The sequence below is a fragment of the Streptomyces sp. NBC_01341 genome, assembly GCF_035946055.1.
Classification (GTDB): domain Bacteria; phylum Actinomycetota; class Actinomycetes; order Streptomycetales; family Streptomycetaceae; genus Streptomyces.
In genome coordinates this window covers 7,265,293-7,290,148 of the sequence record NZ_CP108364.1, presented here as the reverse complement: position 1 = coordinate 7,290,148, position 24,856 = coordinate 7,265,293, and the positions used below count along the sequence as shown (strand labels likewise).

The 24,856-nt window shown below is 66.9% G+C and carries 22 protein-coding genes and 6 pseudogenes; 16 read left to right on the top strand and 12 right to left on the bottom strand.

All coding sequences use genetic code 11. The features are described 5' to 3' along the window. Positions 1 to 41 precede the first annotated feature (41 nt). On the top strand, positions 42 to 710 hold the full coding sequence (locus OG206_RS31875; protein ID WP_327122053.1) for an HSP18 transcriptional regulator: 669 nt from the start codon (positions 42 to 44) through the stop codon (positions 708 to 710). A gap of 805 nt (positions 711 to 1,515) precedes the next feature. Here the strand turns inward: OG206_RS31875 and OG206_RS31870 are convergent. Continuing rightward, a complete protein-coding gene (locus OG206_RS31870; protein ID WP_327122052.1) occupies positions 1,516 to 1,848 on the bottom strand; it encodes a hypothetical protein in 333 nt (110 codons plus the stop codon). A gap of 418 nt (positions 1,849 to 2,266) precedes the next feature. Here OG206_RS31870 and OG206_RS31865 point away from each other — a divergent pair, with 418 nt between their 5' ends. Then, complete coding sequence (locus OG206_RS31865) at positions 2,267 to 2,635, top strand: hypothetical protein (RefSeq protein WP_327122051.1); 369 nt, start codon at positions 2,267 to 2,269, stop codon at positions 2,633 to 2,635. 328 nt (positions 2,636 to 2,963) lie between these two features. On the opposite strand, the gene OG206_RS31860 is transcribed toward OG206_RS31865, so the two are convergent. Further along, the gene (locus OG206_RS31860) at positions 2,964 to 3,863 is read right to left on the bottom strand and encodes an SDR family oxidoreductase (RefSeq protein WP_327122050.1); all 900 of its coding nucleotides are present in this window, start codon (positions 3,861 to 3,863) and stop codon (positions 2,964 to 2,966) included. Here OG206_RS31860 and OG206_RS31855 point away from each other — a divergent pair. From OG206_RS31855 to OG206_RS31845, 3 genes and pseudogenes are all read left to right on the top strand, one after another. Continuing rightward, complete coding sequence (locus tag OG206_RS31855; RefSeq protein WP_327122049.1) at positions 3,807 to 4,505, top strand: hypothetical protein; 699 nt, start codon at positions 3,807 to 3,809, stop codon at positions 4,503 to 4,505. The genes OG206_RS31860 and OG206_RS31855 overlap by 57 nt on opposite strands. A gap of 37 nt (positions 4,506 to 4,542) precedes the next feature. Next, positions 4,543 to 4,650: pseudogene (locus OG206_RS31850) on the top strand (IS630 family transposase); the annotation flags it as partial. Positions 4,651 to 4,812: 162 nt separating this feature from the next. Beyond that, positions 4,813 to 5,380: pseudogene (locus OG206_RS31845) on the top strand (IS630 family transposase); the annotation flags it as partial. A gap of 77 nt (positions 5,381 to 5,457) precedes the next feature. Here OG206_RS31845 and OG206_RS31840 read toward each other — a convergent pair. From OG206_RS31840 to OG206_RS31825, 5 genes and pseudogenes are all read right to left on the bottom strand, one after another. Beyond that, positions 5,458 to 5,883 carry a DUF6924 domain-containing protein gene (locus OG206_RS31840; protein ID WP_442805927.1) on the bottom strand — a complete coding sequence of 142 codons (426 nt, stop codon included), beginning with the start codon at positions 5,881 to 5,883 and terminating at the stop codon, positions 5,458 to 5,460. Positions 5,884 to 5,986: 103 nt separating this feature from the next. Further along, positions 5,987 to 6,243: pseudogene (locus OG206_RS32665) on the bottom strand (Tn3 family transposase); the annotation flags it as partial. A 118-nt stretch (positions 6,244 to 6,361) separates the two neighbouring features. After that, positions 6,362 to 6,961, bottom strand: a pseudogene (locus OG206_RS31835) (transposase); the annotation flags it as partial. A gap of 9 nt (positions 6,962 to 6,970) precedes the next feature. Beyond that, positions 6,971 to 7,894 (bottom strand): aminoglycoside phosphotransferase family protein, encoded by a 924-nt coding sequence (locus OG206_RS31830; RefSeq protein WP_327122047.1) that lies wholly within the window; start codon positions 7,892 to 7,894, stop codon positions 6,971 to 6,973. Between the two features lie 106 nt (positions 7,895 to 8,000). Further along, positions 8,001 to 9,077 (bottom strand): alpha/beta fold hydrolase, encoded by a 1,077-nt coding sequence (locus OG206_RS31825; RefSeq protein ID WP_327122046.1) that lies wholly within the window; start codon positions 9,075 to 9,077, stop codon positions 8,001 to 8,003. A gap of 240 nt (positions 9,078 to 9,317) precedes the next feature. Here OG206_RS31825 and OG206_RS31820 point away from each other — a divergent pair. After that, a pseudogene (locus tag OG206_RS31820) lies at positions 9,318 to 10,319 on the top strand (IS630 family transposase); the annotation flags it as partial. Positions 10,320 to 10,338: 19 nt separating this feature from the next. On the opposite strand, the gene OG206_RS31815 reads toward OG206_RS31820, so the two are convergent. Further along, the gene (locus OG206_RS31815; RefSeq protein WP_327122045.1) at positions 10,339 to 10,728 is read right to left on the bottom strand and encodes a hypothetical protein; all 390 of its coding nucleotides are present in this window, start codon (positions 10,726 to 10,728) and stop codon (positions 10,339 to 10,341) included. A gap of 236 nt (positions 10,729 to 10,964) precedes the next feature. Between OG206_RS31815 and OG206_RS31810 the strand changes: the two are divergent. Then, positions 10,965 to 11,188 (top strand): annotated as a pseudogene (locus OG206_RS31810) (helix-turn-helix domain-containing protein); the annotation flags it as partial. Positions 11,189 to 11,499: 311 nt separating this feature from the next. Here the strand turns inward: OG206_RS31810 and OG206_RS31805 are convergent. Both OG206_RS31805 and OG206_RS31800 read right to left on the bottom strand, forming a co-directional pair. After that, entirely contained in the window at positions 11,500 to 12,627 is a 1,128-nt protein-coding gene (locus OG206_RS31805) for an NADH:flavin oxidoreductase (RefSeq protein ID WP_442805978.1), read from the bottom strand. A 183-nt stretch (positions 12,628 to 12,810) separates the two neighbouring features. Next, the gene (locus OG206_RS31800) at positions 12,811 to 13,440 is read right to left on the bottom strand and encodes an NADPH-dependent F420 reductase (protein ID WP_327122043.1); all 630 of its coding nucleotides are present in this window, start codon (positions 13,438 to 13,440) and stop codon (positions 12,811 to 12,813) included. A gap of 606 nt (positions 13,441 to 14,046) precedes the next feature. Between OG206_RS31800 and OG206_RS31795 the strand changes: the two genes are divergently transcribed. From OG206_RS31795 to OG206_RS31780, 5 genes are all read left to right on the top strand, one after another. Then, positions 14,047 to 14,313 (top strand): TetR/AcrR family transcriptional regulator, encoded by a 267-nt coding sequence (locus OG206_RS31795; RefSeq protein ID WP_327122042.1) that lies wholly within the window; start codon positions 14,047 to 14,049, stop codon positions 14,311 to 14,313. 54 nt (positions 14,314 to 14,367) lie between these two features. Next, positions 14,368 to 14,610 (top strand): SbtR family transcriptional regulator, encoded by a 243-nt coding sequence (locus OG206_RS32660; protein ID WP_442805926.1) that lies wholly within the window; start codon positions 14,368 to 14,370, stop codon positions 14,608 to 14,610. A gap of 451 nt (positions 14,611 to 15,061) precedes the next feature. Next, complete coding sequence (locus tag OG206_RS31790) at positions 15,062 to 15,388, top strand: DUF6221 family protein (protein WP_327122041.1); 327 nt, start codon at positions 15,062 to 15,064, stop codon at positions 15,386 to 15,388. Next, positions 15,385 to 15,810, top strand: coding sequence for a DUF6221 family protein (locus OG206_RS31785; RefSeq protein WP_327122040.1), 426 nt, complete (start codon positions 15,385 to 15,387; stop codon positions 15,808 to 15,810). Before OG206_RS31790 ends, OG206_RS31785 begins: the two co-directional genes overlap by 4 nt. After that, complete coding sequence (locus OG206_RS31780; RefSeq protein ID WP_327122039.1) at positions 15,811 to 16,428, top strand: IS3 family transposase; 618 nt, start codon at positions 15,811 to 15,813, stop codon at positions 16,426 to 16,428. Positions 16,429 to 16,688: 260 nt separating this feature from the next. On the opposite strand, the gene OG206_RS31775 is transcribed toward OG206_RS31780, so the two are convergent. Beyond that, positions 16,689 to 17,660 carry a hypothetical protein gene (locus tag OG206_RS31775; RefSeq protein ID WP_327122038.1) on the bottom strand — a complete coding sequence of 324 codons (972 nt, stop codon included), beginning with the start codon at positions 17,658 to 17,660 and terminating at the stop codon, positions 16,689 to 16,691. A 153-nt stretch (positions 17,661 to 17,813) separates the two neighbouring features. Beyond that, complete coding sequence (locus OG206_RS31770) at positions 17,814 to 18,713, bottom strand: helix-turn-helix domain-containing protein (RefSeq protein ID WP_327122037.1); 900 nt, start codon at positions 18,711 to 18,713, stop codon at positions 17,814 to 17,816. A 132-nt stretch (positions 18,714 to 18,845) separates the two neighbouring features. On the opposite strand from OG206_RS31770, the gene OG206_RS31765 reads away from it, so the two are divergent. The 4 genes from OG206_RS31765 to OG206_RS31750 all read left to right on the top strand — a co-directional run bounded on the left by OG206_RS31765 (position 18,846) and on the right by OG206_RS31750 (position 24,630). Next, on the top strand, positions 18,846 to 19,370 hold the full coding sequence (locus OG206_RS31765; RefSeq protein ID WP_327122036.1) for an SRPBCC family protein: 525 nt from the start codon (positions 18,846 to 18,848) through the stop codon (positions 19,368 to 19,370). Positions 19,371 to 21,865: 2,495 nt separating this feature from the next. Beyond that, the gene (locus tag OG206_RS31760; RefSeq protein WP_327122035.1) at positions 21,866 to 23,548 is read left to right on the top strand and encodes an ISAzo13 family transposase; all 1,683 of its coding nucleotides are present in this window, start codon (positions 21,866 to 21,868) and stop codon (positions 23,546 to 23,548) included. A gap of 277 nt (positions 23,549 to 23,825) precedes the next feature. Next, positions 23,826 to 24,224 carry a copper chaperone PCu(A)C gene (locus OG206_RS31755; RefSeq protein WP_327122034.1) on the top strand — a complete coding sequence of 133 codons (399 nt, stop codon included), beginning with the start codon at positions 23,826 to 23,828 and terminating at the stop codon, positions 24,222 to 24,224. Between the two features lie 28 nt (positions 24,225 to 24,252). Continuing rightward, on the top strand, positions 24,253 to 24,630 hold the full coding sequence (locus OG206_RS31750) for a hypothetical protein (RefSeq protein ID WP_327122033.1): 378 nt from the start codon (positions 24,253 to 24,255) through the stop codon (positions 24,628 to 24,630). Positions 24,631 to 24,856 lie beyond the last annotated feature (226 nt).

Sequence of the window (24,856 nt, the reverse complement as noted above, 5' to 3'; positions counted from 1 at the left end):
CAAGGAGTCATCGGGAGGATGACATAGCGACGGAGAACCCCATGAACGAATCCGCCCCGCCCACCTCACCCATCCCCTTCCCTGCCGCCGCGGCTGCCCTGGATGCCATCAACCAGTCCGTGAAGGACGCACAGGCTTCCTCCGCCGGGACACCGACAGCCACAGCGCCGCCCACAACCGACTCCGGCCCGCACCCGGCACTGACCGCGCTGCTGATGCTGCGCAACATCCGCGAGGAGCTCGCAGGCTGGGAGAGCGCACTGATCGAAACCGCCCGCGAGCAGGGCGCGAGCTGGGCCGACCTCGCCGCACCCCTCGGCGTCGCCAGCCGGCAGGCTGCCGAACGCCGCTACCTGAGGCTGCGCCCCGGCACCGCCGGGAGCACCGGCGAGGAGCGTGTCCAGGCCACCCGCGACACCCGCGCCGCCGACCGCACCGTCACCGCCTGGGCCCGCGACAATGCCGCCGACCTCCGCCGCCTCGCCGCACAGATCACCGCCCTCACCAACCTCCCCGACAGTGCCGCAGAAGCTGTCGGCGACCTGAACCTGGCCCTCGCCGACAGCGATGCCGCCCGCCTCGTACGACCCTTGACCGGCTTCCGGGCCCACCTGCAACCGGAGGACATTGGCCTCACCGAACGCATCGAGGCCCTGACCCAGCACACCGACCAGCTCCGCCAGCACACCCACGACCGGCGCAGCACGTGAACCGCCGCTCATGGGTCACCCAGGCCAATCGTGCCCAGGGAGGAGGGCCGGCCCCGGCCGGGAACATCCATACGGCCGGGTGAGACCCGGCCCCGCCTCACCGCGTCGAACGCCGAAGCCGGGCTTCGGCGCGGGAAAGCCCTTAGCTGTACAGGAAAGTTGACAATCCGATTGGGGGATTGAGCGCAGTCCACCCTCGTCTCCTGTGGCGGAGCCGGCTCCCGGCGCTGTCAGCGGCGTGCCGCAGGACAGCGGTGTCCTGAGCGCGGACTTGGCCGGTCGGGCCAACTACAGCACTCGGTCACACCGTTGCAACTGTGCGCGATGGTTGACGCTTGGGCGACAGATGGCATGCAGGGCAGCGGGATAGTGAGCGCGCTGCTCGCGCTGGGGCCGACGGCACTGGGAGCGGACCCGTTCGAGCCGCACAATACGGCTGAGCGCCGCCGACCTCGAACGCCGGAACGCCCTCTGGCGAGGTGGTTCTGGCTCGCAGAGTTCTCGGCCCTCAGCTCGCCCGCCACGTGAAGTGCGCGGGTGGGTAGCCACAAGCAGGGCTTTTCTTACCCGTTGGAGTGATCTCACCGCATTCCGATAGGAAGCGGGCGTACGCGTCGGCACGAGGGCGGTGATCGCCATGATCATCCGCACTGCCGAGGAGACGCCGAAACATGTCCAAGCCTGTCGTCAATATCTGGGGTACCTCTGAAGAGGCTTCCTCCGCAGCCGCACCGCCGCCCCCTGGGACACGAAGTGGGACCTGGAGAGCAGGACCACCACCGGGACCGCCTGGATCTTCTGCAGCTCACCCGGTGAGAAGGTGCTCAAGCGTCCGGTCATCATCGCCGACGGCTTCGCCCCCGGCGGGACCAAGGTCGACGATCTGTACGACGGCCTGCAGAACGGCCAGTACCCGTTCGTCTCCACGCTGCGCGAGGCCGGCTTCGACGTCGTACTTCTGGGCTTCGCCGACCGCACCGCCTCCATCCTCGACAACGCCGAAGTCGCGATCCAGTGCATCATGCGGACGATCGCCGAGCGCGAGGGCGAGCACCCACTGACCGTCGGTGGCTTCAGCATGGGAGGGCTGATCACCCGCTACGCCCTGACCAAGCTGGAGCGCCAGCGGATTCGCCACGAAACCGCCACCTACCTCTCCTACGACACCCCGCACCGCGGTGCGGGGCTGCCCCTGGGCGTCCAGGCGTTCGCCCACTACGTGAAGGACAACTGGGGAGGCCCCGGCAAGCCGGTCCTCAACTCCTTCTCCAACCTGGTCAACAGCCCCGCCGCGCGCCAGATGCTGCGCTGGCACCTGGAGAGCGCCACCGGGACGAACCTCGACGTCGCCGGCGGCCAGCACCAGGACCGGACCGACTTCCTGGAAGCCCTGGAGCGGATGGGCGACTGGCCCCAGATTCCCCGCCTGCTCGGCGTCGCCAATGGCACCGGCACCGGGAACAACATCCCCGCCGGCGACTGCGCGATGGAAGCCTGGACCGCAGCTGATCGGTCGGCTCGACGCCCAGGGCACGGGCTCGCAGATCGTCGCCCGAATGGACAAGCCTGGTCAGGAACCGACAGAGATCCGCACGACCGGCTTCCCCGAACTCGGCGGTGCACCTGGCGGACTCTTCCCCAAGGCCCCCGCCTTCAACGACGCCGCCAACTTCGGCATCGCTGCCATGCTCGCCGGCCTCGTCAACAAGACCGAGGCGGAACTCACGCACAACGCCTCCACCTTCGTCCCCACCATCAGCGCAGTGTCCTCAGCCCGCATCGACAACCCCGACGCCCTCTACAGCAAGATCGACCCCCAGCACAGCGACCTCCACGCCTACCACTGCGCCACCACCAACGAAGGCCACACCACCATGACCCGCGAACTCGGCGAGTGGATCGTGAACAAGCTCAAGGAAGCGTGACCCCCGGCCAACCGCCGACGAAATTGATCCCCTCGTGGGGGTTCGGGACCGTACGGTCGCGAACCCCCACGAGGTACGAATGCGCGCCACGTCCGGCCTCACACAGACCGGCGGCTCGCCCTGCGGGCCGAACATCTCGACAGACCGACCCGCGCCCACTGGCCACCACGAGTTCCCCGCGGCTGAGCTGAGCACCACCCACGGACAACTGCCCCACACGTACGGGGCCCACGCGCAGGAGTACCTCACTGAGCACGTGAGCTGACGAGTGGTGCCAACGGTGATGCTCAGTCACAGCCGTGTGTGAGTTGGCTGGTGAGCGGGAGCGCTACTTGCAAGCGGGCATCGCCGGGCTGGGATACGACGAGGGTGCTTCCGTGGCTCTGGTGCGATGGCGCGCCAGGAGCGGTCCAGGCCCGGTCCAGTGCCTCGCCGCTCCAGTCCGCCGCCGGGCCCCGTCAGGCGGCCTCGTACTTGAGGGAGGGACCGAGAAGCAGGCCTCCGCGATCACGAACTCCGATCCGGTGGCGAAGGACGCCTCGTCGGAGCTGAGGAAGAGCAACGCGCGGGTGACGTCGGAGGGCTCACCCAGTCGTGGTATAGCGAATGGTTCGGGGGTGTAGAAGTCCGAAATCGGGACGGCGCTACCGACGGCGGGCTCGGTGATGAACGGCGTGGCGACGACCCCGGGGTGGATGGCGTTGACGCGGATGCCGTCGCGGCCGAGTTCCAGGGCGGCGGTCTTCGTCAGACCTCGGACCGCCCACTTGCCCGCCACATAGGGGGCGTAGAAGGCCGTGCCGCCCATGCCGGAGGTGGAGGCGATGTTGACGATGACACCGCCGCCGTTGCGGCGCAGCGAGGGGACGGCCGCCTTGATGCCGAGGAAGGTGCCGGTGAGGTTGGTGTCGAGGATGCGGTCCCACACGCGCCGGTGGGTGGATTCGACCGGCGCTGCGGGGTTCTGCACTCCAGCGTTGTTGACCAGGACGGATAGCGGGCCGAAGCGCTCCTCGGTCGCCTCGATCGCGGCTCCCCAGGAGTCCTCGTCGGTGACGTCGAGGCGGACGAACAGCGCGCGGTCGCCGAGTTCGGCGTCGAGGGCGCGCCCCCGATCCTCCGAGATGCCGGCGATCACGACGTTGGCGCCCTCGTGGTGGTACGCGCGGATGTGGCACTCGGCGGTGAACTGACCCGGCTCGCCGTCGATCACCAACTGCCCGGCCACGAGGTCCTTGGACGGCTGATCCGGCTCCAGGCATGCGCGGGCTCGGGCGACCTCGCGGCGGCGGACGCCGAGGCCGAAGAGATCGACCGGCTCGCGCACCGCAAGGAAAGGCCGCTCGCCAGGGTGTTCACGTCCTGGTACCGGGCCCTTCGCACCAGCGAGACCGATGGCTGGAGGGCAGCCAGCCCCCGGTACGCGGAACTCCTCGACACGACGGCGAACTGCGGTATGCCCGGCCTCACGCGGGGAGCGGCCGTCCTCGTCGCCCTGGTCCCAATCATGCGAGGCGACGCCCTGCCCGAACCCGAGGTCCTCGCCAGCCTCCACGCCGGTCCCTACCAGCCGTGGCTCGCCCCCCTGATGCTGGCCGCCTCCGGCGCCGCGGAGCAGGCCAGGCAGGCGCTCACCGTTGTTCCCCGCCCTCCGCACGACCTCCTCCAGGAAGCTCTCTGGTGCCTACTCGCCCGGGCGGCGGCGGCCGTGGGGCACGAGCCGGTCCTGCGCCGAGCCCACGACGAACTCCGTGCGGCAGCCGACGAGTCGGCGGGCGCCGGCAGCGGCCTCGTCTCCTTCGGCCCGGTCGCACGCCACCTCCGGGCCATCCGGAGCGCGCTCGACGCGGGCGTCCGGCCCACCGCTTGAGTGGAGACGCACGCAGCCGCCGGATCTGGAAAAATTCGACCTCAAGCCCCACCTGCAGGATTCGTTCAAAATGTCCACCGACCCGCATTTCGTCGCTAAGGTCGTCGACGTCGTCGGCCTGTATCACCACCCGCCCGAGAAGGCTATGGGCTGTCCCGTTATCCCTAATGGATCAGCGCGCGGCGTCAGATGCGGTGCATCGCAGGGCGGAGGGACGTGCGCAGACTGGAGGTATTCGGGCGTTCCGACAACGCGGCGAGGTGCCGTAGCTGTCGTCGCGCGCCCGCCAGGGATTACGGGACAGCCCTTGGTGCTCTGCGTGGACGAGAAGTCCCAGATTCAGGCTATGGACCGCTCTCAGCCGGTCTTGCCGATGATGCCGGGCATGCCCGAACGCCGGACCCAGGACCACTACCGGCCCGGCATCACCAGCTTGTTCGCCGCCTTCAACATCGCTGACGACACGGCCATATCGGCGCTGCACCGCCGCCACCGGGCAATCCAGTTCAAGAAGTTCCTGATCCGGATCGACAAGGCGGTGCCCGCCGAGCTCGAGGTGCACCTGGTGTGTGACAACTACGCCACCCACAACAAGACGTGGCTCGGCAAACACCCACGTTTCCACGTCCACTTCACGCCGACCGGTTCCTGGATGAACCAGGTCGAGCGGTGGTTCGGCCTGCTGACCGACAAGGGTCATCCGCCGGGGCGTCCACCGGTCCGTGAAGGCACTGGAGGACGACATCGCCGCGTGGATCGACACCCGGAACGAGAATCCACGGCCCTTCACCTGGACCGCCGACGAGATACTCAACTCCCTCGCCGGCTGCCTCGCCAAGGTCGGAACCACCAACCAGCAAACAGAGCAGAAATAGCCATCAGGATTTCTGGCGCATCACACTAGATATGCACGCTGGGGTCGTGATCCGTCGCAAACGCCTGTCGCCTCAGATCAGAAGCCCCGGAAGACGCCGTCGTCGTCCGCGGCCTCGACGAATGACTCCCAGTCCATGTTGGCCATGGAGATATTGTTCTCGATGGACCACAGTTCCTCGGCTATGACTCGCAGTTCGCCGTGCTCCTGCTCTATGTCGTCGTCATCCTCGTCGTAGGGCAGGACAGCGAGCAGCGGCATCTCCGGCGTGGTGAGGGCGGTCTTGTCGGCCACGATCAACAAGAAGCCCCCGGCGGGGGCCAGCGAGGTGACCTGCTCGGTCGTCAGCTCGCTGTAGGCAGGATCGTCCACTATGTGGACATGCGCAAGGAAGTCGTCCTCGTTCGGCGTCGTGATTGCCGTGTGGAGGGCTTGCCAAGCTGGCTGGTCGGAAAAGTCAGTGCGGATCAGCAGGGTGTTTTCCGTCTGCGGCAGGCTCTTCAATGGAATTCTCTCTCGGCGAGCGTGTTCGGCGGTGCAACGGGCTGTGACAGCCCGGAAGCGTGCCCTCAGAGGTAACGCTATCCGTCGGGTCTGACAGCACGACTCACTGCTCGCTGCCAGTTCCCGGGTCTCGTGGGGGCCGAAGTCCCCCGGGCAGGTCGGGGAGCTGGAAGGAGTACCGGCCGAGCACGGTCATGTGGTGCCGCGCGAACGGCGAGAGGCGGGCCACATCCTCATCGCGGACGTCGAAGCCGTCCCCGCGCAGCTTGATGACCGGGCTTCCATGTAGCGGGTGTTGAAGAGGACGACGGCGTTCGACGCCCAGAAGCCCTGCTCGGCGACAAGGGCTACGGCTCCAACGCCCACCGCGACGAACTACGCCACCGGCGGATCCTGCCCGTCCACTCCCGCAACGGGTCCCCGGACATCGCGGGCACGGACAAGCTCCGCTACGTCGTGGAACAGGCCTTCGCCCTGCACGCCATCTTGATCCGGCGCCCCCGGACCATTTCGGTCAACACCACGGGCTGAGGTGAGAAGCAGCGGTAGTAGGCGAGTTCACCGGTGGTGCGGTTGCGACGAATCAGGAGCTGGCAGCGGCCCGGCGCCGCCTCGGTGAGATCGATGACGGCCCAGTCGGTGAACCGTTGTCCCTTCGCACCGCGTCCGGCCGAGAGTCTCTGCCAGGCTCGCTTCGGCACCTTCTTCATCAGGGCATCGGCGCGGAAGGTGCTGCACCGGTGGTCCCTTCGGCCGAGCAGGACACCGCAGGGACGTAGCCGATGCCGCGTCCCTCCGGAGCCGTGCGCAGTTTCGGGTGGCCGCCGTAGACCTCGTCCCGGTGACCCAGCCCACGCGGTGTCCGGCGTCCAGGAAACGTTCGATCATCGTGTGGGCCAGTTCCGGATTGGTCGCGAAGACGGTGTCCTCACCGCCCGCTGCCCGGGTCGCATGTCCAGGAGCGCGGGATGCACAGTTCCCGGTCCAGCGCCGCGCGTCCCCGAGCGCCGGCTTAGACGAGGTCGACGAGGTCGACGAGGTGAACGGCGACCTGGGAGTTCTCGATCCGTCCGGCTGTGTACGAGCGTTAGGTGAGCAACTCAGCCAGGCGGTCGGCGAATTCGGTGAGCCAGTCCAGCCGCGGTCCGCTGCGGGCGAGACGAAAACCGTGGCGGCGGCCCCAGATCGAAGCCTGGACGACATGGAACTGGGCCCAACGCTGGACGCGTTCACGGTCGAGTTCCGCGGCCTCGGCGAAGACGTCCAAGACCCGATGGACAGCCTTGCGCAGGTCATCCGCTTCGAGGAGTGCCAGCGCGCGGGACTTCAGCAGTGTGCCGCCGTCGTAGGCGGGATCTCCCACGTATCCCTTGGGGTCGACCGCCAGCCACGGCTCGCGCCCGGCACGCAGGATGTTCCGGGCATGGAGGTCGCCATGGACGAGCGTGTCCGGCTGTACCCGTCCCAGCTCCCGAACGGTCGCCACGGCGGCATCCAGCACCTGACGCGGCAGTGCATGCGTCAGTTCCTCGGCACCCTCGCGCAGCTGCTCCTCCCAGGCATCGGCCTGCTCACGCAGCCGGGGCAGGCCGGGCGGAGCGGAGATGGCCAGGCGTCGATTGAGCCGCCCGGCGACCGTCGCGACCTCGTCGCCGTCCTCGACCTCCGCCAGGGTCGACGGCTGGACCCGCTCCAGGAGCATCGCGAACCTCTCGTCGTCGCGCTCATGCAGCAAGACGGCACCGCACCCGCCCCACGCAACAAACGCGTCCGGCTCATGGACGTTGCCCGGATGCGGAAACGACACCTTCAGCACGGCGCTCTCCCCAGCCCGCCGCCGTACCGGAACGATGACACCGACTCCCCCGTGCATGACCTCGCCATCCGGCACGCACCCCCAGCGCCCCAGCAACTCCGCAACGATCCCGGGCAGCTCGGCGAGCCACGCGGACCCTGCCACCCCCTCGCGGTTGACGGTGCTCTGTGCGAACTCCTCTGGCATCGCGATCATCCCGGCACCCTATGGCTACCAAAACCAAGCCGGCCGCTGCCGCCCGGCAGACCGTCACTACGAAGATCGCGATCTACAGCTGGAGCATTGGGCTCGAGGAGATCGGCTACTTTCCCGATCCCTCAGCTTTAAGAGAGAGACTGTCGGCATCGACGACGGCCTGCGCGAAGGCCTGGGGCGCTTCCTGCGGCACGTTGTGGCCAATGCCCTTGAGAGTTCGATGCGAGTACGGACCGGTGAACTTGTCCCGATAGGCGGAGCCGTTTCCCGGGGGAGTGAAGGGATCCAGTGCACCGTCCAGTGTGACCGTCGGGACCGTGATCACGGGACTTGCCTGAAGCTTTTGCTCGACGGAGGCATAGCGCGGATCGCTCTTCGACAAGCTGAGCCGCCAGCGGTAGTTGTCAATCACGATGGGAACGTAGTCTGGATTGTCGAAGGCGGAGGCGGTGCGATCGAAGGTTGCCTCGTCGAATCCCCAAGTTGGCGAGTTGAACTTCCAAATGAGCCTCGCCAGATCCTTCCTGTTCTGTTCGAGGCCGAGCCGCCCTCGCTCCGTGGCGAAGTAGTACTGGTACCACCATGCCCATTCATTCTTGGGGGGCAATGGCTTCTTATTGGCGGCAAGGTTAGTGATCAGGTAGCCCGTCACGGATACTAGAGCCTTAACCCGCTGAGGCCAGAGCGCTGCGATGATGTCGCCCGTCCGCGACCCCCAGTCGAAACCACCGAGGATCGCCTTATCAATGCCCAAGGCGTCCATGAGGGCGATGATGTCGAGAGCGAACGCAGCCTGCTCCGCCGTCCTTGGCGTCCCGCCCGACAGGAATCGGGTCGTGCCGTGTCCGCGGAAGTACGGGACGATGACGCGGTAGCCCTGCTCCGCGAGCAGCGGCGCGACCTTCTCGTAACTGTGGATATCGTAGGGCCAGCCATGCATCAAGATCACGGCGGGCCCTCGCCGAGGTCCCTGCTCCACGTATCCGACGTTCAGTTCGCCCGCCTTGATTTGCTTCAGCGGACCGAAGGTCGTCTCCTCCCCCGGGGTCTCCTGACCCGGACCGCCGCCAAGGGCACGGCCCGCGTCGGATGTGCCCGTCGCGCAACCGGTGGTGAGGCCGGCGAGAGCCGCCGCCCCTACTCCCGCCCCAAGAGCCGTGCCAAAGGTGCGTCTGTCAATCATATGATTCTCCGAGAACGATGCGCGTCGCATTTCGGGGAGTCCGTTCGCTGACGCAAGGCACCTTTGCCCGCTTCATCGCCCACTCGCCACCGCCAGGGGCGATATTCAGGCCAACGGACCACACCACGTAGCTCGAAGACAGGCCACAACCTGACAGGCCCCACCGCTGCGACGTTGAATAACGGCGTCATGTGGTTCGTCCGCTTTGGCAACCGCTTATTGGTCAGGATCGTGAAGGACCTGTCGTCCGGCGGGAACCGGGCCCCGGCGATCGCGAAGCTGGTCCAGGCCGACGAGGACACCGTCCGCGATGTGATCCACCGGTTCAACGAGATCGGCCTGGCCTGCCTGGACCCTCAGTGAGCGGGAGGCCGTCCCCGCCTGCTCAGTCCTGACGACGAGGACTTCGTCATCCAGACGGCCACCACCCGCCCGACCAAGCTCGGCCAGCCCTTCACTCGCTGGTCCATCCGCAAACTCTCCGCCTACCTGCGCCACGTACACGGCCGTGTGATCCGGATAGGCCGCGAGGCGTTACGGTGCCTGCTCGCCCGTCGCGGCGTCACCTTCCAGCGCACCAAGACCTGGAAGGACTCCACCGATCCTGACCGCGATGCCAAGCTGGACCGGATCGAGCACGTCATGGACCATTTCCCTGACCGCGTCTTCGCATTCGACGAGTTCGGGCCGCTCGGCATACGCCCGACCGGCGGATCCTGCTGGGCCGAGCAGGATCGGCCCGACCGGGTCCCGGCGACCTACCACCGCACCCACGGCGCGACCTACTTCCACGGTTGTTACTCCATCGGCGACGACACCCTCTGGGGTGTCAACCGCCACCGCAAGGGCACCACCAACAGCCTGGCCGCGCTCAGGTCAATCCGCGCCGCTCGCCCCGACGGCGCCCCGATCTACGTGATCATGGACAACCTCTCCGCCCACAAGGGCGCCAAGATCCGCCGGTGGGCGTGGAAGAACAAAGTCGAGCTGTGCTTCACCCCGACGAACGCCTCCTGGGCCAATCCGATCGAGGCGCACTTCGGGCCGCTGCGGCAGTTCACCCTGGCCAACTCGAACCACCCCAATCACACCGTTCAGACCCGCGAGCTGCACGGCCATCTGCGCTGGCGCAATGCCAGCGCCCGCCACCCCGACCTCCTGGCCGCCCAACGCCGCGAACGAGCCCGCATCCCCAGCGAGAAGGGCCTCCGCTGGGGCGGCCGATCGTTGGCCGCGGCCTGAGGCTTCCCGCCATGACGGCCTACTCGGCCATCTCCTCGGGAGAAAGACGAGTGATCTTCTTTCCCGCCTCGGTCTCGACAAGGGTCAACGCGCCAATCCAGTTGCCATCTTCGGGATACTCCCAGTTGGCCGCGTCTTCGAGAATCGCCGGAAGCTGATCACGAGGCACCAGCTCGCCGGGCTGGAAGCCGTTCTTCCCGGCGGGGGAGGTCCACGGCGCGAGTCGGCGGACCTCGATCCACCCGCGATCGATGAGATCGAGCAAGATTCGCGCCAGCTCGTTGACCGGTCGAGACTGGTCGGCTTCGTCGAGATCGCCCCAGACACCAGGCAGGATGTCGATCTCATAGGAATTGACCATGAAGGCTTCTTCAGACTTGGTCAATGTGTCCCACTCTTGCTTGCTCACTCAGCAATCGTCGCAGAGCGGGGGCACGACAGGCTCCCTCCACCGCTGACCAGACCATCCCAACTCGGAGCTCACCCTGACCGCCGGGACCCGGTGAACCTTCGCGGTCACAGCAGGTGTTCCGTCCACGGAGGTTGGGTGCGGCGGCAGTGATCACAGTTTGGGGATCTTGAACGAGTGAGGGCCTTCCGGGTTCGGTGTGGATTGCGACGTCTACACCAGCGCGAAAGGCCCTCATGCCCCACCGTAATGCACCCCTGACCGAGACCGGACGTCTGCGGCAAGGCCCGCTGCGTGGTCGATGACGGATGAGCCCCTGCGCCGGGCGGCCGAGCGGTTCCAGGTCTCGCCAACCGCGGTACAGCGGTGGGCCGGGCGATACCGCAAACTCGGCGAGGCGGGAATGAGCGACCGTCCCAGCCGCCCCCACCACAGCCCCAGGTGCACGCCGACCCGGACCCGGTGATGTTCGCCCCTTGCCGATGTCCAGGCCGAGGTAGGCACCGATATCGCTGGTGGCTATCCCGGCCGTCCCGCGGCACCGATCGCCACATCCATATTGCAAAGAGCCTCCCGGCCTGCGAAGACTTCGGGGACGGCCGGCGCTCAGTTCGTACGCCCGAGAGGCATGTGATCCGGCGGTGCCTGTGGCTGGCGGGTTGCCTTCGGCCGCTGCGGTTTCGGTACCGCAGTCCCGAGCTCACTACGGGCAGCCGGTCCCAGCCCAGGCTGCCCGCGATCGATGGCGTTCGACGCCGCCTTTCGCCGGGATCAGAAAAGTGTCTTCTCCGCCTCGGGTGTGAACGGAAGGAAGCCGTCGACCCGGCTGTCCAGGACCTTCCGTGCCCACTCGTGGTCGACCAGGAGCGCCCGGCCTATTGCTACGAGGTCGAACTCATCCCGCTCCAGCCCTTCGACCAGTGCATCCAGACCGTCGGTCCCCGCGCCGCCCTGCAGGAAGTCGGCGTTGAGGCCGACCGAGCCGACCGTGATGGCTGCCTGCCCGGTGAGCTTCTTGGCCCAGGCTGCGAGGTTCAGGTGAGAGCCTTCGAACGCCGGTTCCCAGTACCGCCGTGTGGATGCGTGGAAAGCTGTGACTCCAGCGTCCACCAGGGGGTCGAGCACCGCCTGCAGTTCGTCCGGGGTGTCGGCGAGGCGGGCATGGAAGTCACTGGCCTTCCACTGCGAGAAGCGGAAAATCACCGGGAAGTCCTTGGAGACCCGCTCGCGGATCGCCTGCACGACTTCGGCGGCGAACCGTGTCCGCTCGACAGCGTTGCCTCCGTACCTGTCCGTGCGCCGATTGGTGAGGGACCAGAGGAACTGATCGATGAGGTATCCGTGCGCGCCGTGGATCTCGATTCCGTCGAAGCCGATCCGCTCGGCCTCCCAGGCCGCTTGAGCGTAGGCGCCGATGACATCGTCGATGTCCGCGCTCGTCATGGCACGACCGCCTCGTTCCACGCCGGTGAGAGTGAGGCCGGACGGTCCGATCGGAGGTGAGTCGGGAAAGGGGGACTGCCCCGGTACCCGCACCATGCCGATGTGCCACAGCTGCGGGACGATGCGCCCGCCCGCAGCGTGCACGGCATCGACCACCCCGGTCCAGCCGGTAAGTTGCTCCTCCCCGAAAAGACGAGGAACAGCTACGTCATCGCCGGCCGACGGGTGGTCGATGTAAGTGCCCTCCGTGATTATCAGGCCCACTCCAGCCGCTGCGCGGCGGGCGTAGTAGGCGGCTACGTCGGCGCCCGGGATCCCGTCAGGTGAGAACGAGCGGGTCATGGGAGACATGACGATCCGGTTGGGGACGGTCAGTCCTCCCAGAGTGAACGGACGGGACAGAGCTTGGGCTGCGGATAGCGCCACTGCGGTACTCCTGTGAAGTTGATGGGTGATGCACGTACTGAGCCGCGGACGGCCGGGCGAGGCCGCGGGGCTTCGGTGGAGCCACCTCGCACCCTGACGATCGGGTTCGCTGCCGGCGGCGTTCTGCCCCCCCTTGCGGTCCTGCGCTCGGCACAACCCGACCAACCTGCTTGTCGCCGGGGCCGGGCATCGACGGACGGTGTCGCTCAGGGCTCACATCTCGATGAGGTTCCTGATGATGAGCGGACCATTGCGGGGGGCGTGCATCTTCCCGCCTTCAACGAGCCCGCCGAGGGCGATCCCCGCGTAGCCGAGCCGTTTCAGGAGCGCACCCACCGACTCGTTCGCAGACTCGTCGTCGCCCGAGTAGAAGAGCACCCTGTTACCTCCGGCGACGCGAGGATCCTCACCGAGCAGTGCGGCGGCGAGGTGGTTGAAGGCCTTGACCACCCTGGCTCCCGGTGCGTGGGATGCCACGATTTCGCTGGACGTGCGACCCCCGAGGTCAGGAGGTGTCTCCCCGGGCGGGGCGTAGTTGTTCGTCGCGTCGATGAGGATCCTGCCCGTCCAGTCGGGCACCTCGGCCAAGGCTTGGGGAACCTGTTGCCAGCCCACGGCCAGGATCACCAGGTCGGCTTCACTCGCTTCCCTGACGGTGCCGGCGCGTACGCGGCCGTCGAACTGTTCCACGTACAGTGCCAGGGACTCCGGCCCCCGGCTGTTGGAGACGGTGATGTTCTCGATGCCTGCTGACGCCAGACGCGCGGTCAGAGACTGACCGATCGCGCCGACGCCGATGATTCCCACGTGCATGTTGCATGTCTCCTTGCGCATTCGCGTCATGTGATTACCGACTCGGGCGTCGACCTGCGCCACGGGTTCGCCGTGTCCTCAGCGGGAGTTCCGCACACTACGAGCGGCCCACATCGGCCCCGACCGTGACGTTGCCCTTCCGGCCCTCCACGCGGCACAAGCGGGCGGCCAGGCTTGTCGCGGACTTCTGGGGCTCGAGAGGTGATTTTCATGCGGGTCAGATCGACGACGCCGTCAGGGAGAACGTCGTGCGGCTTGAAAGGCGCGAGGCGTCTGGGCAGGGCAAAAGAATTCAACTTCGACTCCCTTTTCGCCATGTCGGTGCTGCAGTCGGTTGGCGAGCGCGGTGCACCGTTCAGCGGACAAACGGCAAGCCGATCCCGTGCGGAGGTGTCTGGCGCTTCACCTACGACCGCCCTCCCCCGGGTGGCAGAAGTCAGCGCTGCCGTCCGCGTAACCGATGGCTCCCGTGACCAGCTCTCTTCCGCTACGTCGGTTCATTCTTCGGACGGGTCGCACACCGGTGCGCCGCTCCGTAAGATGACGGCGACCGGAGCGCCGCTCCGGATGGAAACCATAGCGGAGCACCGCTCCGGCAGTCAACGGAGCACCGCTCCGCTTCATGGAAGGTACTACTTGCCGTCGCCCGCGCGCGCCAACGCGCTCAGGATCCGCGATCTGCTACTGGCCGCTTCGGGCGAGGTCATCACCGCACACGGCACCGAGGCGTCGCTGCGGGACATCGCGCGCCGCGCCGGTCCAGGCATCGGCACGCTCTACCGCCACTTCTCCAATCGCGAAGTGCTTCTCGAGACTCTGCTCATTGCCAACTTCGGCGCACTCCGCAAGCGCGCCGAGAGCCTGTTCACGTCGCCCGATGCCGGGGCCGCGTTCTCGACGTGACCGAGAGAGCTGGCTGCCGGATCGGCCACGTACCAGGGGCTGCCGTAGTCGATCATGGAAGCCCTGGCCAACGAGCAATCGGGGCTGCACGATGCCTGCGAACTCACGAAATCGGCCGGCGGCCGACTTCTCGAGCGCGCACAGGAGACGGGTCGGATCCGCCCCGACCTGACGATCCGCGCAGCCATAGCTCGGTCGCGCTCGGCCTCTCCTGGGCAGATCCGCACTCATGCGATCTCGCGGGCCAGGTGGACCACCTGCTCTCCCCCGCTCGGGACGGCCGACACGAATCGATGACGTGGAGCCGCGAACCCTGGAAAGCCCGTGGACGCAGGGCCCGCAGCGCGGGGCCCCCGACACCGCCCTCCGGTGCACGACCCCCGCCGGCCGATGCCGTCCATCGCTCGTGGCCGGCCGGGAGTCAGGCCGTTGCACCGAGCTCTGCTCGAGCGGAGAGCCGACAGGTGCGTGATCCGGTTTGCCGACACGTCATAGGCTCGCCCTGCACTGTCAGGTCGGGTCGGGGGTGTCGGATACTGAAGTTGCTCGCCGCGCAGCACAACGACCACCCTTGCCGCCAAGGGCAACGCTGCCGTGACAGTCGAAGAGATGATTGACCAATTCAGGAGTCCTGCGTGATCGAGACCGACCAGATCTACCAGCCGATCCATGCCGGCCTCGGCATGGAGATTGGCGTGGAGCGGATCAGCCGAGTGCGGGCCAGGCTCAGCGCCTCAAGGAGCTGCGTATGACCGTCGAACTGGTGGCTTTTGTACGGGCTCGTTTCAACGAGGAGCTGGAGAAGGCCCACTTCGCCAGCAATGTGGTGGTCACGCAGCCTGAGCGCTTCGGCGTCGAACCCGAGGACGCCGCCAAGCACGCTCGCTTCTCTGTCGCCGCCGCTGAAGCGCGCCTCGCGTTGCTGGACGACACCGTGGTGCCGTATCTGGGAACCACTGGGCTGGGCGCCCGGAACGCCGAATTTCAGCTTCGGCTGCTTGCCGCGCCCTATGTCGAGCATCAGGACTACCCGCACGACGAGGAATCCGCCGACCAGCCCGGGAGCCCTGCGTGATCGCCGACCTGCTGGTCTTCTTCCATGCTCGTCTGGACGAGCAGGAGGCAGCCGCTGTTGCCGCCGGTGGCACGAGTGAGGGCTGGCAGGCATTGGGGACGGGCGTCTATTCCGCGGCCTCGGTGGACGACGACGTCCCGCCACTGGTCACTGTCGGCCCGGAAGTCGGCGGGTCCGACAAGGACGCCGCCCGCGCCGAACACATCGCCCTGCACGACCCGGCACACGTGTTGCGTGAGGTTGAGGCGACACGGGGCCTGCTGAAGCAGTACACGGCGCCGGAGGCCAGCAAAGGTCTTCCCGGCGCATTCAATCGCTACGCGGCCAGCACGCAACGCATGGCCGTCGAGATGGCAGTGCGGCACCTCGCGCAGGCGCACGCCGACCACCCGGACTATCGGCCCGAGTGGCGCCCCCACTAAGTGCACGAGCACGGCATCCAGGGAGCTCACCGCCGCAGGCGGCGGTCGCTGACCCGGCCGGACAAGAAGGCGAAGCCGGCCCCCGATCTGATCGGCCGCGACTTCCACGCCGAGATCCCCGGCACGAACCTGGTCGGCGACATCACGGCCCTGCCCACCGGCGAGGGCTGGCTCTACCTCGCCTGCTGGCTGGACCTGGCCACTCGCGAGGTCGTCGGCTACTCGATGGCCGACCATCACCGCGCCGACCTCGTCGTCGACGCGCTGAGGATGGCCGCCGGACCCGGCCGTCTCCAGCCCGGCTGCATAGCGCATTCGGACCGCGGCAGCGAATACACCAGCAGCCTCTTCCGCCACCACATAAGCGCGATGGGCCTCCTGCAAAGCTGCGGACGCACCGGCTCCTACTTCGACAATGCCGCTGCGGAGAATTTCTGGGCCCTGCCCACAGAAGAGATCAGCGCCCGCGTCTGGCCCGACCGGGCCACCGCCCGCGCCGAGGTCTTCGACTTCATCGAGACGTTCCACAACCGCCGCCGCCTGGGCAAGCACAAGATCTTCGGCCACCTCACTCCAGCCGAGGCTCGACAGCGGCATCAACACGACCTCGCGGCATAACCATCGAGTGTCCGAGATCATGGGGAAGCTTCAGGAGTAGAACTCACCCCGGAAGCATGACAGTCCCGCAAACGGATCCTGCCGGACAGCATGATGCGACAGACTCATCCCCACGGCCTTCGCGCTGAGCTTGTGTGTTCCGGTCGGATCACATGCTCAGCCGAAGGCCGCCCGCATTTACAGCAGTTACCACTCCGAGTGATCACGTACGACGCACCGTGCGGATCTATAGGTAAAGATCAAGTTAGGCACTGAGGGTTCTACCGGTGGCTCTGCATACGGGCGAGCAGGAGGTTGGGGTCCTTGGCCGTGGTGTAGGCGGCGTTGAGGACGTACACCTCCTTGCCGCGCAGCGCGACGGAGGTGGGGTTCTGCAGCCCGTCGCCGGTGTCCAGAACAGTGGTGTGGGTGCCGTCGGGCCGGATGAGTACGACCTTATTGGGAGCGTTGAGGGTGGCGAGCACCTCGTTGCCGCGGCCGGTGAAGGTGAAGTCGTCGATTCCGGTCAGGCCGGTCGCCTTCACCCGCGGGACACCCGCCCGGCTTCCGGGACGAATCGGGATGCGCACGAGGGTGCCCTTGTCAAGGTTGGTCACCCAGAGTGCGCCGTCGTGCACCTTCGCACCGTTGGCTCCTAGGAAGCCGCTCGCAGCGAGCTCGGGCGCGGTGGACCAAGCGGTGGGCCGGCCTCCGGAAAGGGGGACAGCCCACACGGTGCCGAGTGCCGAGTCGGTGATGTAGAGCTGGTTGCCGTGTGGGTCGAGCGCCAGACCGTTGGGCAGGCCGTTTGCGGGCAGTGCGGCGATGCGCTCCGGTGCCTTGCCGGGGGCCAGCCGCCACAGGCCCGTCAGCTCAGCGGTGCCGGTCGCGTACAGCGCGTACGTGCTTCCGTCCGGAGCCTGGACGATGCCGGTGGTGAGGGGGAATCCGAGGGCGGGAGTCTTGACTCCGCCGTCGGCGGGTGCCGGCAAGGTCGCCAGGATGCGGGTGCTGCCGCCTGGGGCGATCTGGGCGATCTGGCGGCTGCCGGCGAAGGTCACGTTGGCCGTGCCGTCGGGCAGTAGTGCGATGTTCTCGGGCATCTGGCCCGCGGCCAGGTCGAAGTGGTTGGCGATCCGAACGTGGCCCAGGTGCTTCGGGACCGCCAGGGTGGCGTCGGCCGGAAAGGCCACTGCGAGGGTCGCTGCGGCCACCGCCGCGGCTGTTGCGAGCAGACTGATTCGCTTGCGCATGGGTTCCTTCTCTGTTTTCAGGCATGCGGGCATGCCGCAGCCAGGGGTGTGTCGGGAGGTATGCGGAGCCCGACAAGTGGCGGGACGCGGTGCCTGTGCCTGCGCTGAGGGCGTCCTTGGCCGGACAAAGGTCTTGCAGAGGGGCTTCTCAGGTCAGGAGAAGCGGGATTGGGCGTCTGTGCGATCTTGGGCTGTCTCGGTCGGCCCGCTGGCGTGGGCCAGGAGACCGAGGGCTGTCGCGGAGGGGGACCCCGCAGTGGCCGTGACGATCACCACGGTTGGCCCGTCTCCTTGCGGACTCTGCAGTGTCTGCTGGGTGACGGTCAGGATCCCGACCGTGGGATGGTGCATCTCGTAGTCGGCGACGTCGCAGCCCAAAATTCGGTGATCGGCCCACATGGCCGCAAACTCCGGGCTGCGCATGGTCAGTTCGCCAACGAGTCCGGCCAGCAAGGAGTCCTCCGGGTACCGGCCGGCCGTCAGGCGCAGGTTGCCTACCACGGCTCTGGCCTTGGCGAGCCAATCGGTATATAGGTCCCGGGTGTGCGCGTCGAGGAACACCATCCTCGCCATGTTCGGCCGACGGCCCGGTTCAGCGGGGCTGTCCCGGTCGACATGGCCGGCAAACAACGCATGCCCCTGCGTGTTCCAGGCCAGAACGTCACTACGGCGGCCCAGGACGATGGCGGGTGTGCCTTTGAGAGCGGACAGCAACGCGCGGGTAGCTGGTGGAACACGCTCGGGACGGGGGCGAGGGACGCCTTTGCCCCGCTTCGGCGCACCGGCGAGTTCGTGCAGATGGGCCCGCTCGGACTCGTCCAGACGCAGGGCAGTTGCGATCGCGTCGAGTACCTCACGCGAGGCGTTGCGCGACTTACCCTGCTCGAGCCGAGCGTAATAGGGCGCGCTGATGCCTGCGAGCATCGCCAGTTCCTCCCGCCGCAACCCGGGGACCCGGCGCCGCTCGCCGTAACTCTGCAACCCGACATCCTCGGGGTGTAGAAGGCCCCGGCGTGCCTGTAGGAAGTCGGCGAGTTGCCCGTGCTTGTCCATGGAACGAGTATGCGCAGCGCCACCGAGCCCCGCCTCACCCTGCTGGGGTGCGGATCCGTAGGGTCTGGCTGCTCTCCGTACCGTCCCCCACGATGGGCCGTCTGCCCCTATACCGTCTCTTCGGGAGAGCCGATGAACAACACAACACAGAGCGCTGCCCCCGGCCCACGGAATTCACTGGTCGGCCTTGATCTGACGCCCTTCTCCTTCACCAGGCGGTGCTGGGTCGACTTGCTGCCGGCCTCCGTGTATCCACTCATCAGCGACGTGTCATTGATCGAGACGTGGAGCCCGAGCGCCAGAGCAGTGATCTACGAGCCGGGAGACGGACCATGGGTCGGCGCTCGCTTCAACGGCCGCAACCGCCGCGACGGGCGCGAATGGATCACTCACTCCGAAGTGGTGCAGGCCGATCCGGGTTCCGTGTTCGCCTTCGTCGTCGGCGGAGCCGAGCACGGCATCGTTCGCTGGGCCTGGCACTTCTCCAAACAAGGCACCGGCAGCATCGTCCAGCAGAGCTGGCAACTGCTGCGCACCGACCCCGTTCTGGGCGAAACGCCCGAGGAGCTCCATGCCCTCCGGGACCACATGGCCACCAGTGCGGAGACCACCCTGCTCTCTCTGACAGAGTGGATCGCGGGTCACCGCTCCCAATGACGGCGGGTCTACCGCACCCCCATCCCCGAAGGCCTTTCCTGACATCGGGTGCCAAGGATGTGCGGGACATCGCGGGCGCCCCGCACCCCCTTGTCCGGGTGGCTTCCTCTGGGGGGGCGCAGCCTTGCATGCGGCTCACCCGAACACGGGGGCCGTGACCGTGCCGGTCGTACCGCGATCAAGGGGACCGGCCCTCGCCATCCACGGCGAGCCCAGCCAACCCTGGCCCCCGTGCGCCACTCCGCCTGCAGGTGCTGAGCGGTCGCCGCGCGCCCTCGGGCCCGCAAGGGCATGCCCCTGCCCGACCTCCGGGTCCGCCCCGACTGCATGGCGCATCGTAGTGCGGGCCCGTCCAGGGCGTACGGGTGTGGCCAAGCAGTTCGACCTGCCCGAAGTACGCAAGGCAGGGCGGCGGCCGCCACGACCGCAAGAGGTTCACCCCCCGTCGTCCGTGCCGTTGTCGTCCTCGAACTCGCCACCTGATCAATATGGAAAAGGCTGAGTGCTACCCATCGCCGAAATTCCGGCTTGATTCAGGCCGATGCCGCCCCGCGGTGTTTCATAGTTACGAGTTGTGGCGAAACTCCCTGCGCCCATGCCTGTATTCAGAAATCAGTGCATCGGCATTTTCATAGGATGGAGCGGTCTGCGGATTCAAACCCGCCGACTGTCCCCCCTCTTCCTGCCAGGCACTCAACAGCTGCGCTTGCTGTTCCTCAGGAAGATTCTCAACCCAGTTCCGATTCTCCGAAGAAAGTCGTTCCAAAAAGGGGTCCATCGGGAGCGACATCCATGCCCCAATCTCTGCGATCGTATCGATGTCCAGCGGCAGGCCGGACTCTGCGGAGGTAACCGCTGCAACCTTCGCTTTCTCCTCGCTTATCCGGATAGCGACGCGCGCCGTTGCGGTGCTTGAATCACTCCACCAGACCCGGACCTGATCTTCCGGGACGGTGGCTCACCACGAGGCTTGGCCCGTGGCTCAACCTGTGTGGAAGCGTGCCCGCTCTTTGAAGAGCCCGCCAACCTCACTGCTACCGAGCCCGGCGAAAATGCACGGGCGGCATCACCTGTCAGCCCCTCGCGAACGGGCGTACGGCCAGACTGCGGGGAAGGCGATTCATGCCCGGTCGACAGCATCGCCCTGCGAAGTAGCATGACTGGCTTCATCGACGTCCACTGAACTTGATCGGGTGCTCGGGCTGTTCGCCAGACGGTTCCCAGTCTGCGCCGGCATGCGGACAGGCCCCAATCCCCGTGGCGGGACGCAGTACGACCGGGACCTCCGAACCCGGTGGCAGCGGACGGGAATGGCTCGGTCACCGGCCTGCTTTCGGCACGCTTTCCCCGCCGTGCCGACTCGCGCCGAACGGGGCTATGCCTGCTTCCTTGCCGACACCATCCGGGCCGCTTCGAGCGGCACGGACGCGGCGCCGTCCGTACGCGAGATCGGGGCAAGCCCAGATTGCCTTCGACGAACACATCGCCTCCCGACGCCCACTGAACCTGTCCCCTTGAGACCTTGGCTGCACGCGTTCTACGGCGCGGCGAAGACGGACCCTACGCTCCTGAATGCTGAGGCAGTCGTTCGCGGACGTTGCGGCGGGATTTCATGATCCAGCCGAGGTTGCGTTCGGCTTTGCAGCCGACGGGACAGGACGGCGAAGCCCCTCGCCCCGCGGGGCGGACACCATGTTCAAGGTCATGTTCAGGAAGTCGTCGGACCCGTTGATGGGCTGGCCGGCGCATGCGGAGTCGGCCCAGATCTGGGTGACCTGGGGTTGCATGAAACGTTGGCGCCAGAGGAGTTCGCGGGCCGCGTCGCGGTCGGTTAAGTCGGCGGGCGTCACCATGATCATCACGGAGGGGCAACGCGTACCAGCGGGCGAAGTGGCAGTAAGCCGCCTGCCGGCGCGGGGTGGTCAGCGGGCAGGGCCCACCACTTCACTCCATTGTCGACTACGTAGCGGATGGCGACGACGATCTCACGGCGGTGTCACCTCCGGCTCAGGTAGTGTCAGGTCCCGTTCCAGTTGCGGTAACCGAAAGCGGCCGACTGGCGGGTCACAGTCCCGGACGAGCAGTAGGCGTCCAGCTCCCCCCTCGATCGTGTAGCGGCTGGGGCCTTCCGGGCTGACAGTGGCGTTGAAGCGGACGTCGTACTGCGTGTTGCCCCAGCCGTCCTGGCTGAGGTAGGAGACGTGCGCCTGGATCGTTTCGGCGCTCGCCGGAGCGGCCGACGCCATCGGCAGGAGAGCGGCAGCGGCGAACGCCGCCACCAGCCCGGCTACGCGACGGCGGAACGAAGAACGGAGCAGGGAGCAGGTTCCTTCCAGAGAAGCCGCAGGCCATCCGAGCGGCGCCAATATCCAACCTCACTCTACGGCCGACAACAGATAATAAACCCTTAAATCAGCACAAATAGCTAAGGTTCGCACTTAGGGCTTGCCGGGAATCAAGTCGTGGCTTCCAGCTGTCGGCCTCGTTGTTCTGGTATGGGGAGACCGGAGGGGGCCGAGGATGTCCTGGCGGCGAAGTTCCAGGTGTTGTTGCCGTATCTCGATGAGCGTCAGCGTCGGCTGGCCATAGGGGCGGAAGCACTGTCGCTGGGGCACGGTGGGATCAGACTCGTTGCCGCCGCGGCCGGGGTTCGGGAGGGCACAGTCTCGCGCGGAGTGGCCGAACTGGAGTCTGGTCAGGTGTTGTTGGGGCGAGTTCGTCGTCCTGGTGGGGGCCGGAAGAGGGCAGCGGACCTTGATCCCGGGCTGCGGCCGGCTTTGCTTGGGTTGGTCGAGCCCGACGAGCGGGGCGACCCGATGTCGCCGCTGCGGTGGACGACGAAGTCGACCCGGAAGCTGGCAGCGGAGCTGACCCGGCAGGGCCATCGGGTCTCCGCCGACACGGTCGCCGGCCTGCTGCGGGAGGAAGGCTTCAGTCTGCAGGCCAACGCCAAGACCATCGAGGGTGCTCAGCACCCCGACAGGGATGCCCAGTTCCGCTACCTCAACGAGCGGGCACGAGACCACAGGGACGCCGGTGACCCGGTGATCAGTGTGGACAGCAAGAAGAAGGAACTGATCGGCGACTACAAGAACGCCGGGCACGAATGGCAGCCCGCAGGGCAACCCGTCAGGGTCAAGACCCACGACTTCCCAGGCCAGGCCGAGAAGGCGATTCCGTACGGGATCTATGACATGGCAGCGAACACCGGCTGGGTCAGCATCGGCACCGATCACGACACTGCTGCGTTCGCCGTCGCCTCGATCCGACGCTGGTGGCAGGCTCGCGGCCGACACGACTATGCCCGTGCCCGCCGGCTGCTGATCACCGCTGACGGCGGGGGCTCCAACGGCTACCGCACCCGCGGCTGGAAGGTCCACCTCGCCGACCTCGCTGCAGAGACCGGCCTTGAAATCACGGTGTGTCATCTGCCGCCCGGAACCTCTAAGTGGAACAAGATCGAGCACCGGCTGTTCTCCCACATCACCATGAACTGGCGAGGCAGACCCCTGACCAGCCACGAAGTCATGATTCAGACCATCGCCGCGACCACCAGCCGCACCGGTCTCACCGTGCATGCCGAACTCGACAGCGGCGAGTACCCCACCGGCATCCGCGTCAGCGACGACGAGATCGCCGCCCTGCCCATCAACCGCCATCGCTTCCACGGCGACTGGAACTACACCCTCCACCCCCAGCATCCGATGGACACGGCGACCGCCAGCAGCACACCGGGCGAGGCCCTGGCGAGCAGACCGACTCACCTCACGCGGCATTCACTCCAGGACCCGGAACTGACCGGGATGGCCCGCCGACAGCTCAGCGAACTCATCGACTCATTGACACCAGCGATAGAGGACCAACGCGAACAAGTGCTCCGCGCACGCCGGGGCCACGAGCGCCTGGTGGCCCCCGGCACCGGTGCCAAGGCCAAGCTCACCTCAGCCGACCGGGTCCTGGTCACCGTGCTTCACCTGCGAAAACTCGCAACCATGGACCTCCTGGGGCAGCTCTTCAACACCACCGCCATGACCATCAGTCGCGCAGCGAAAGACGTCCGCCCCCTCCTGAAAGCCCACGGCATTCACATCCCTGCCTCGACCGCCCGATTCCGCACACCAGTCGACATCGCGAGGTTCCTCGACCTCGACACGACCAAGATCAAACCGACGTGTTGATTCCCGGCAAGCCCTTAGTTGACACCCGGCATCCCGGCCTGGGCGGAACGCCGTCCGCGGGGCGCGGCGGCACCCGGGATCCGCGCCACCGAGCCGGCACGGTCCGACTCCGCGAGCGAGGCGGGGGCGGCGAGTCCCACCAGATCTGCCGATCATGATCGCGAGGGGCTTCCACCGGATCGGATGACCTTCCGCGCACATCACCATGTGCGATCGAGTGACCACTTAAAGTCGCCATCGGATGGGTCGAGGGACCCTACGGAAGGAAGTCGCATCGATGGCAAGGACGCCCGTCTCCACCGATATCACGGCCGCGCAGAACAGCACGTGGGTCCGCTGGTTGCCCAACGCGCTGCCCGCGGCCGGCTACATCGGGCTGCGAAACTCCGGTGACAAGGACATCAAGGTCACCAAGATCACCAGCCCCGACTACAAGCGGATCTCGGTCTACCAGGCCGTCACCGACTCCGAGGGTTCCAGGATGGTCAAAGTCCCGGACTTCGCCGTTCCCGCCAAGGGTGAGTTCGCGCTCGCGCCGGGCAGCTTCCACCTGATCCTGGAGAAGCCGACCCGCTTGATCACTCCGGGTGACAACGCCCGGGCCATCTTCTTCCTGGACAACGGAACCGTCTTCAAGGTCCGGATGCCTGTCCGCACCTCGCCCGAGCTGTACTGACCCGCCGACGCCACCAGGAGAACCGGACATGAACGCGTACTACCTCGACCTCGGCAACCAGCAGGCCGAAGCCCTCGACTCCGTCACCAAGCTCACCATCACAGGCACCGAAACCGACATCGACTACTTCCTCACCTCCGGATCCAAGGCCCCGGTACCCCTGTGGGGCAACGTCGTCCTCACTCGCGGCGACACCCGCAACCCGGCCACCACCACCTGGGTCGAGGACGTCGAGAACACCGACACCCACCAGGACGTCATTCTCATCGCCGGCGACCCCGCGGCCCCCACCTCCCGCCGCGTCCGCCTCGCCGACGCCTACGCCAGTGCCAGTTACCACCTCGACGAGGACGACGACCCCGACGCCTTCGTCATCAACTTTGCCGACATCTCGATCGAGAAGTAGCAGCGGAGCAGGCCGAACGCCCGTAGAAGGATCACCGGCCCGGCACGGCCACGCCGGCGGAAGGACAACACGGCCCGGCCGCCGAGACGGTCGGCGGCCCTCCCCTGGCGACCGGCCGAGCCAGTGATCCGTTTCGTCAGGTGAACCGGTGCCGCGATCGGGTGATGGAACATCATCGCCCCCTCCGCCCGGCAGGAGGCGGCTGCTGCACGTCCCGTGATGATCT

Bases quoted from the DNA above. Each gene is read 5' to 3' on its own strand.
- OG206_RS31875 (WP_327122053.1), top strand. From the start codon at position 42: ATGAACGAATCCGCCCCGCCCACCTCACCCATCCCCTTCCCTGCCGCC.
- OG206_RS31760 (WP_327122035.1), top strand. From the start codon at position 21,866: ATGGGGAGACCGGAGGGGGCCGAGGATGTCCTGGCGGCGAAGTTCCAG.
- OG206_RS31790 (WP_327122041.1), top strand. From the start codon at position 15,062: ATGACCGTCGAACTGGTGGCTTTTGTACGGGCTCGTTTCAACGAGGAG.
- OG206_RS31865 (WP_327122051.1), top strand. From the start codon at position 2,267: ATGGACAAGCCTGGTCAGGAACCGACAGAGATCCGCACGACCGGCTTC.
- OG206_RS31800 (WP_327122043.1), bottom strand. From the start codon at position 13,440: ATGACGCGAATGCGCAAGGAGACATGCAACATGCACGTGGGAATCATC.
- OG206_RS31775 (WP_327122038.1), bottom strand. From the start codon at position 17,660: ATGCGCAAGCGAATCAGTCTGCTCGCAACAGCCGCGGCGGTGGCCGCA.
- OG206_RS31770 (WP_327122037.1), bottom strand. From the start codon at position 18,713: ATGGACAAGCACGGGCAACTCGCCGACTTCCTACAGGCACGCCGGGGC.
- OG206_RS31765 (WP_327122036.1), top strand. From the start codon at position 18,846: ATGAACAACACAACACAGAGCGCTGCCCCCGGCCCACGGAATTCACTG.
- OG206_RS31755 (WP_327122034.1), top strand. From the start codon at position 23,826: ATGGCAAGGACGCCCGTCTCCACCGATATCACGGCCGCGCAGAACAGC.
- OG206_RS31825 (WP_327122046.1), bottom strand. From the start codon at position 9,077: ATGATTGACAGACGCACCTTTGGCACGGCTCTTGGGGCGGGAGTAGGG.
- OG206_RS32660 (WP_442805926.1), top strand. From the start codon at position 14,368: ATGGAAGCCCTGGCCAACGAGCAATCGGGGCTGCACGATGCCTGCGAA.
- OG206_RS31830 (WP_327122047.1), bottom strand. From the start codon at position 7,894: ATGATCGCGATGCCAGAGGAGTTCGCACAGAGCACCGTCAACCGCGAG.
- OG206_RS31750 (WP_327122033.1), top strand. From the start codon at position 24,253: ATGAACGCGTACTACCTCGACCTCGGCAACCAGCAGGCCGAAGCCCTC.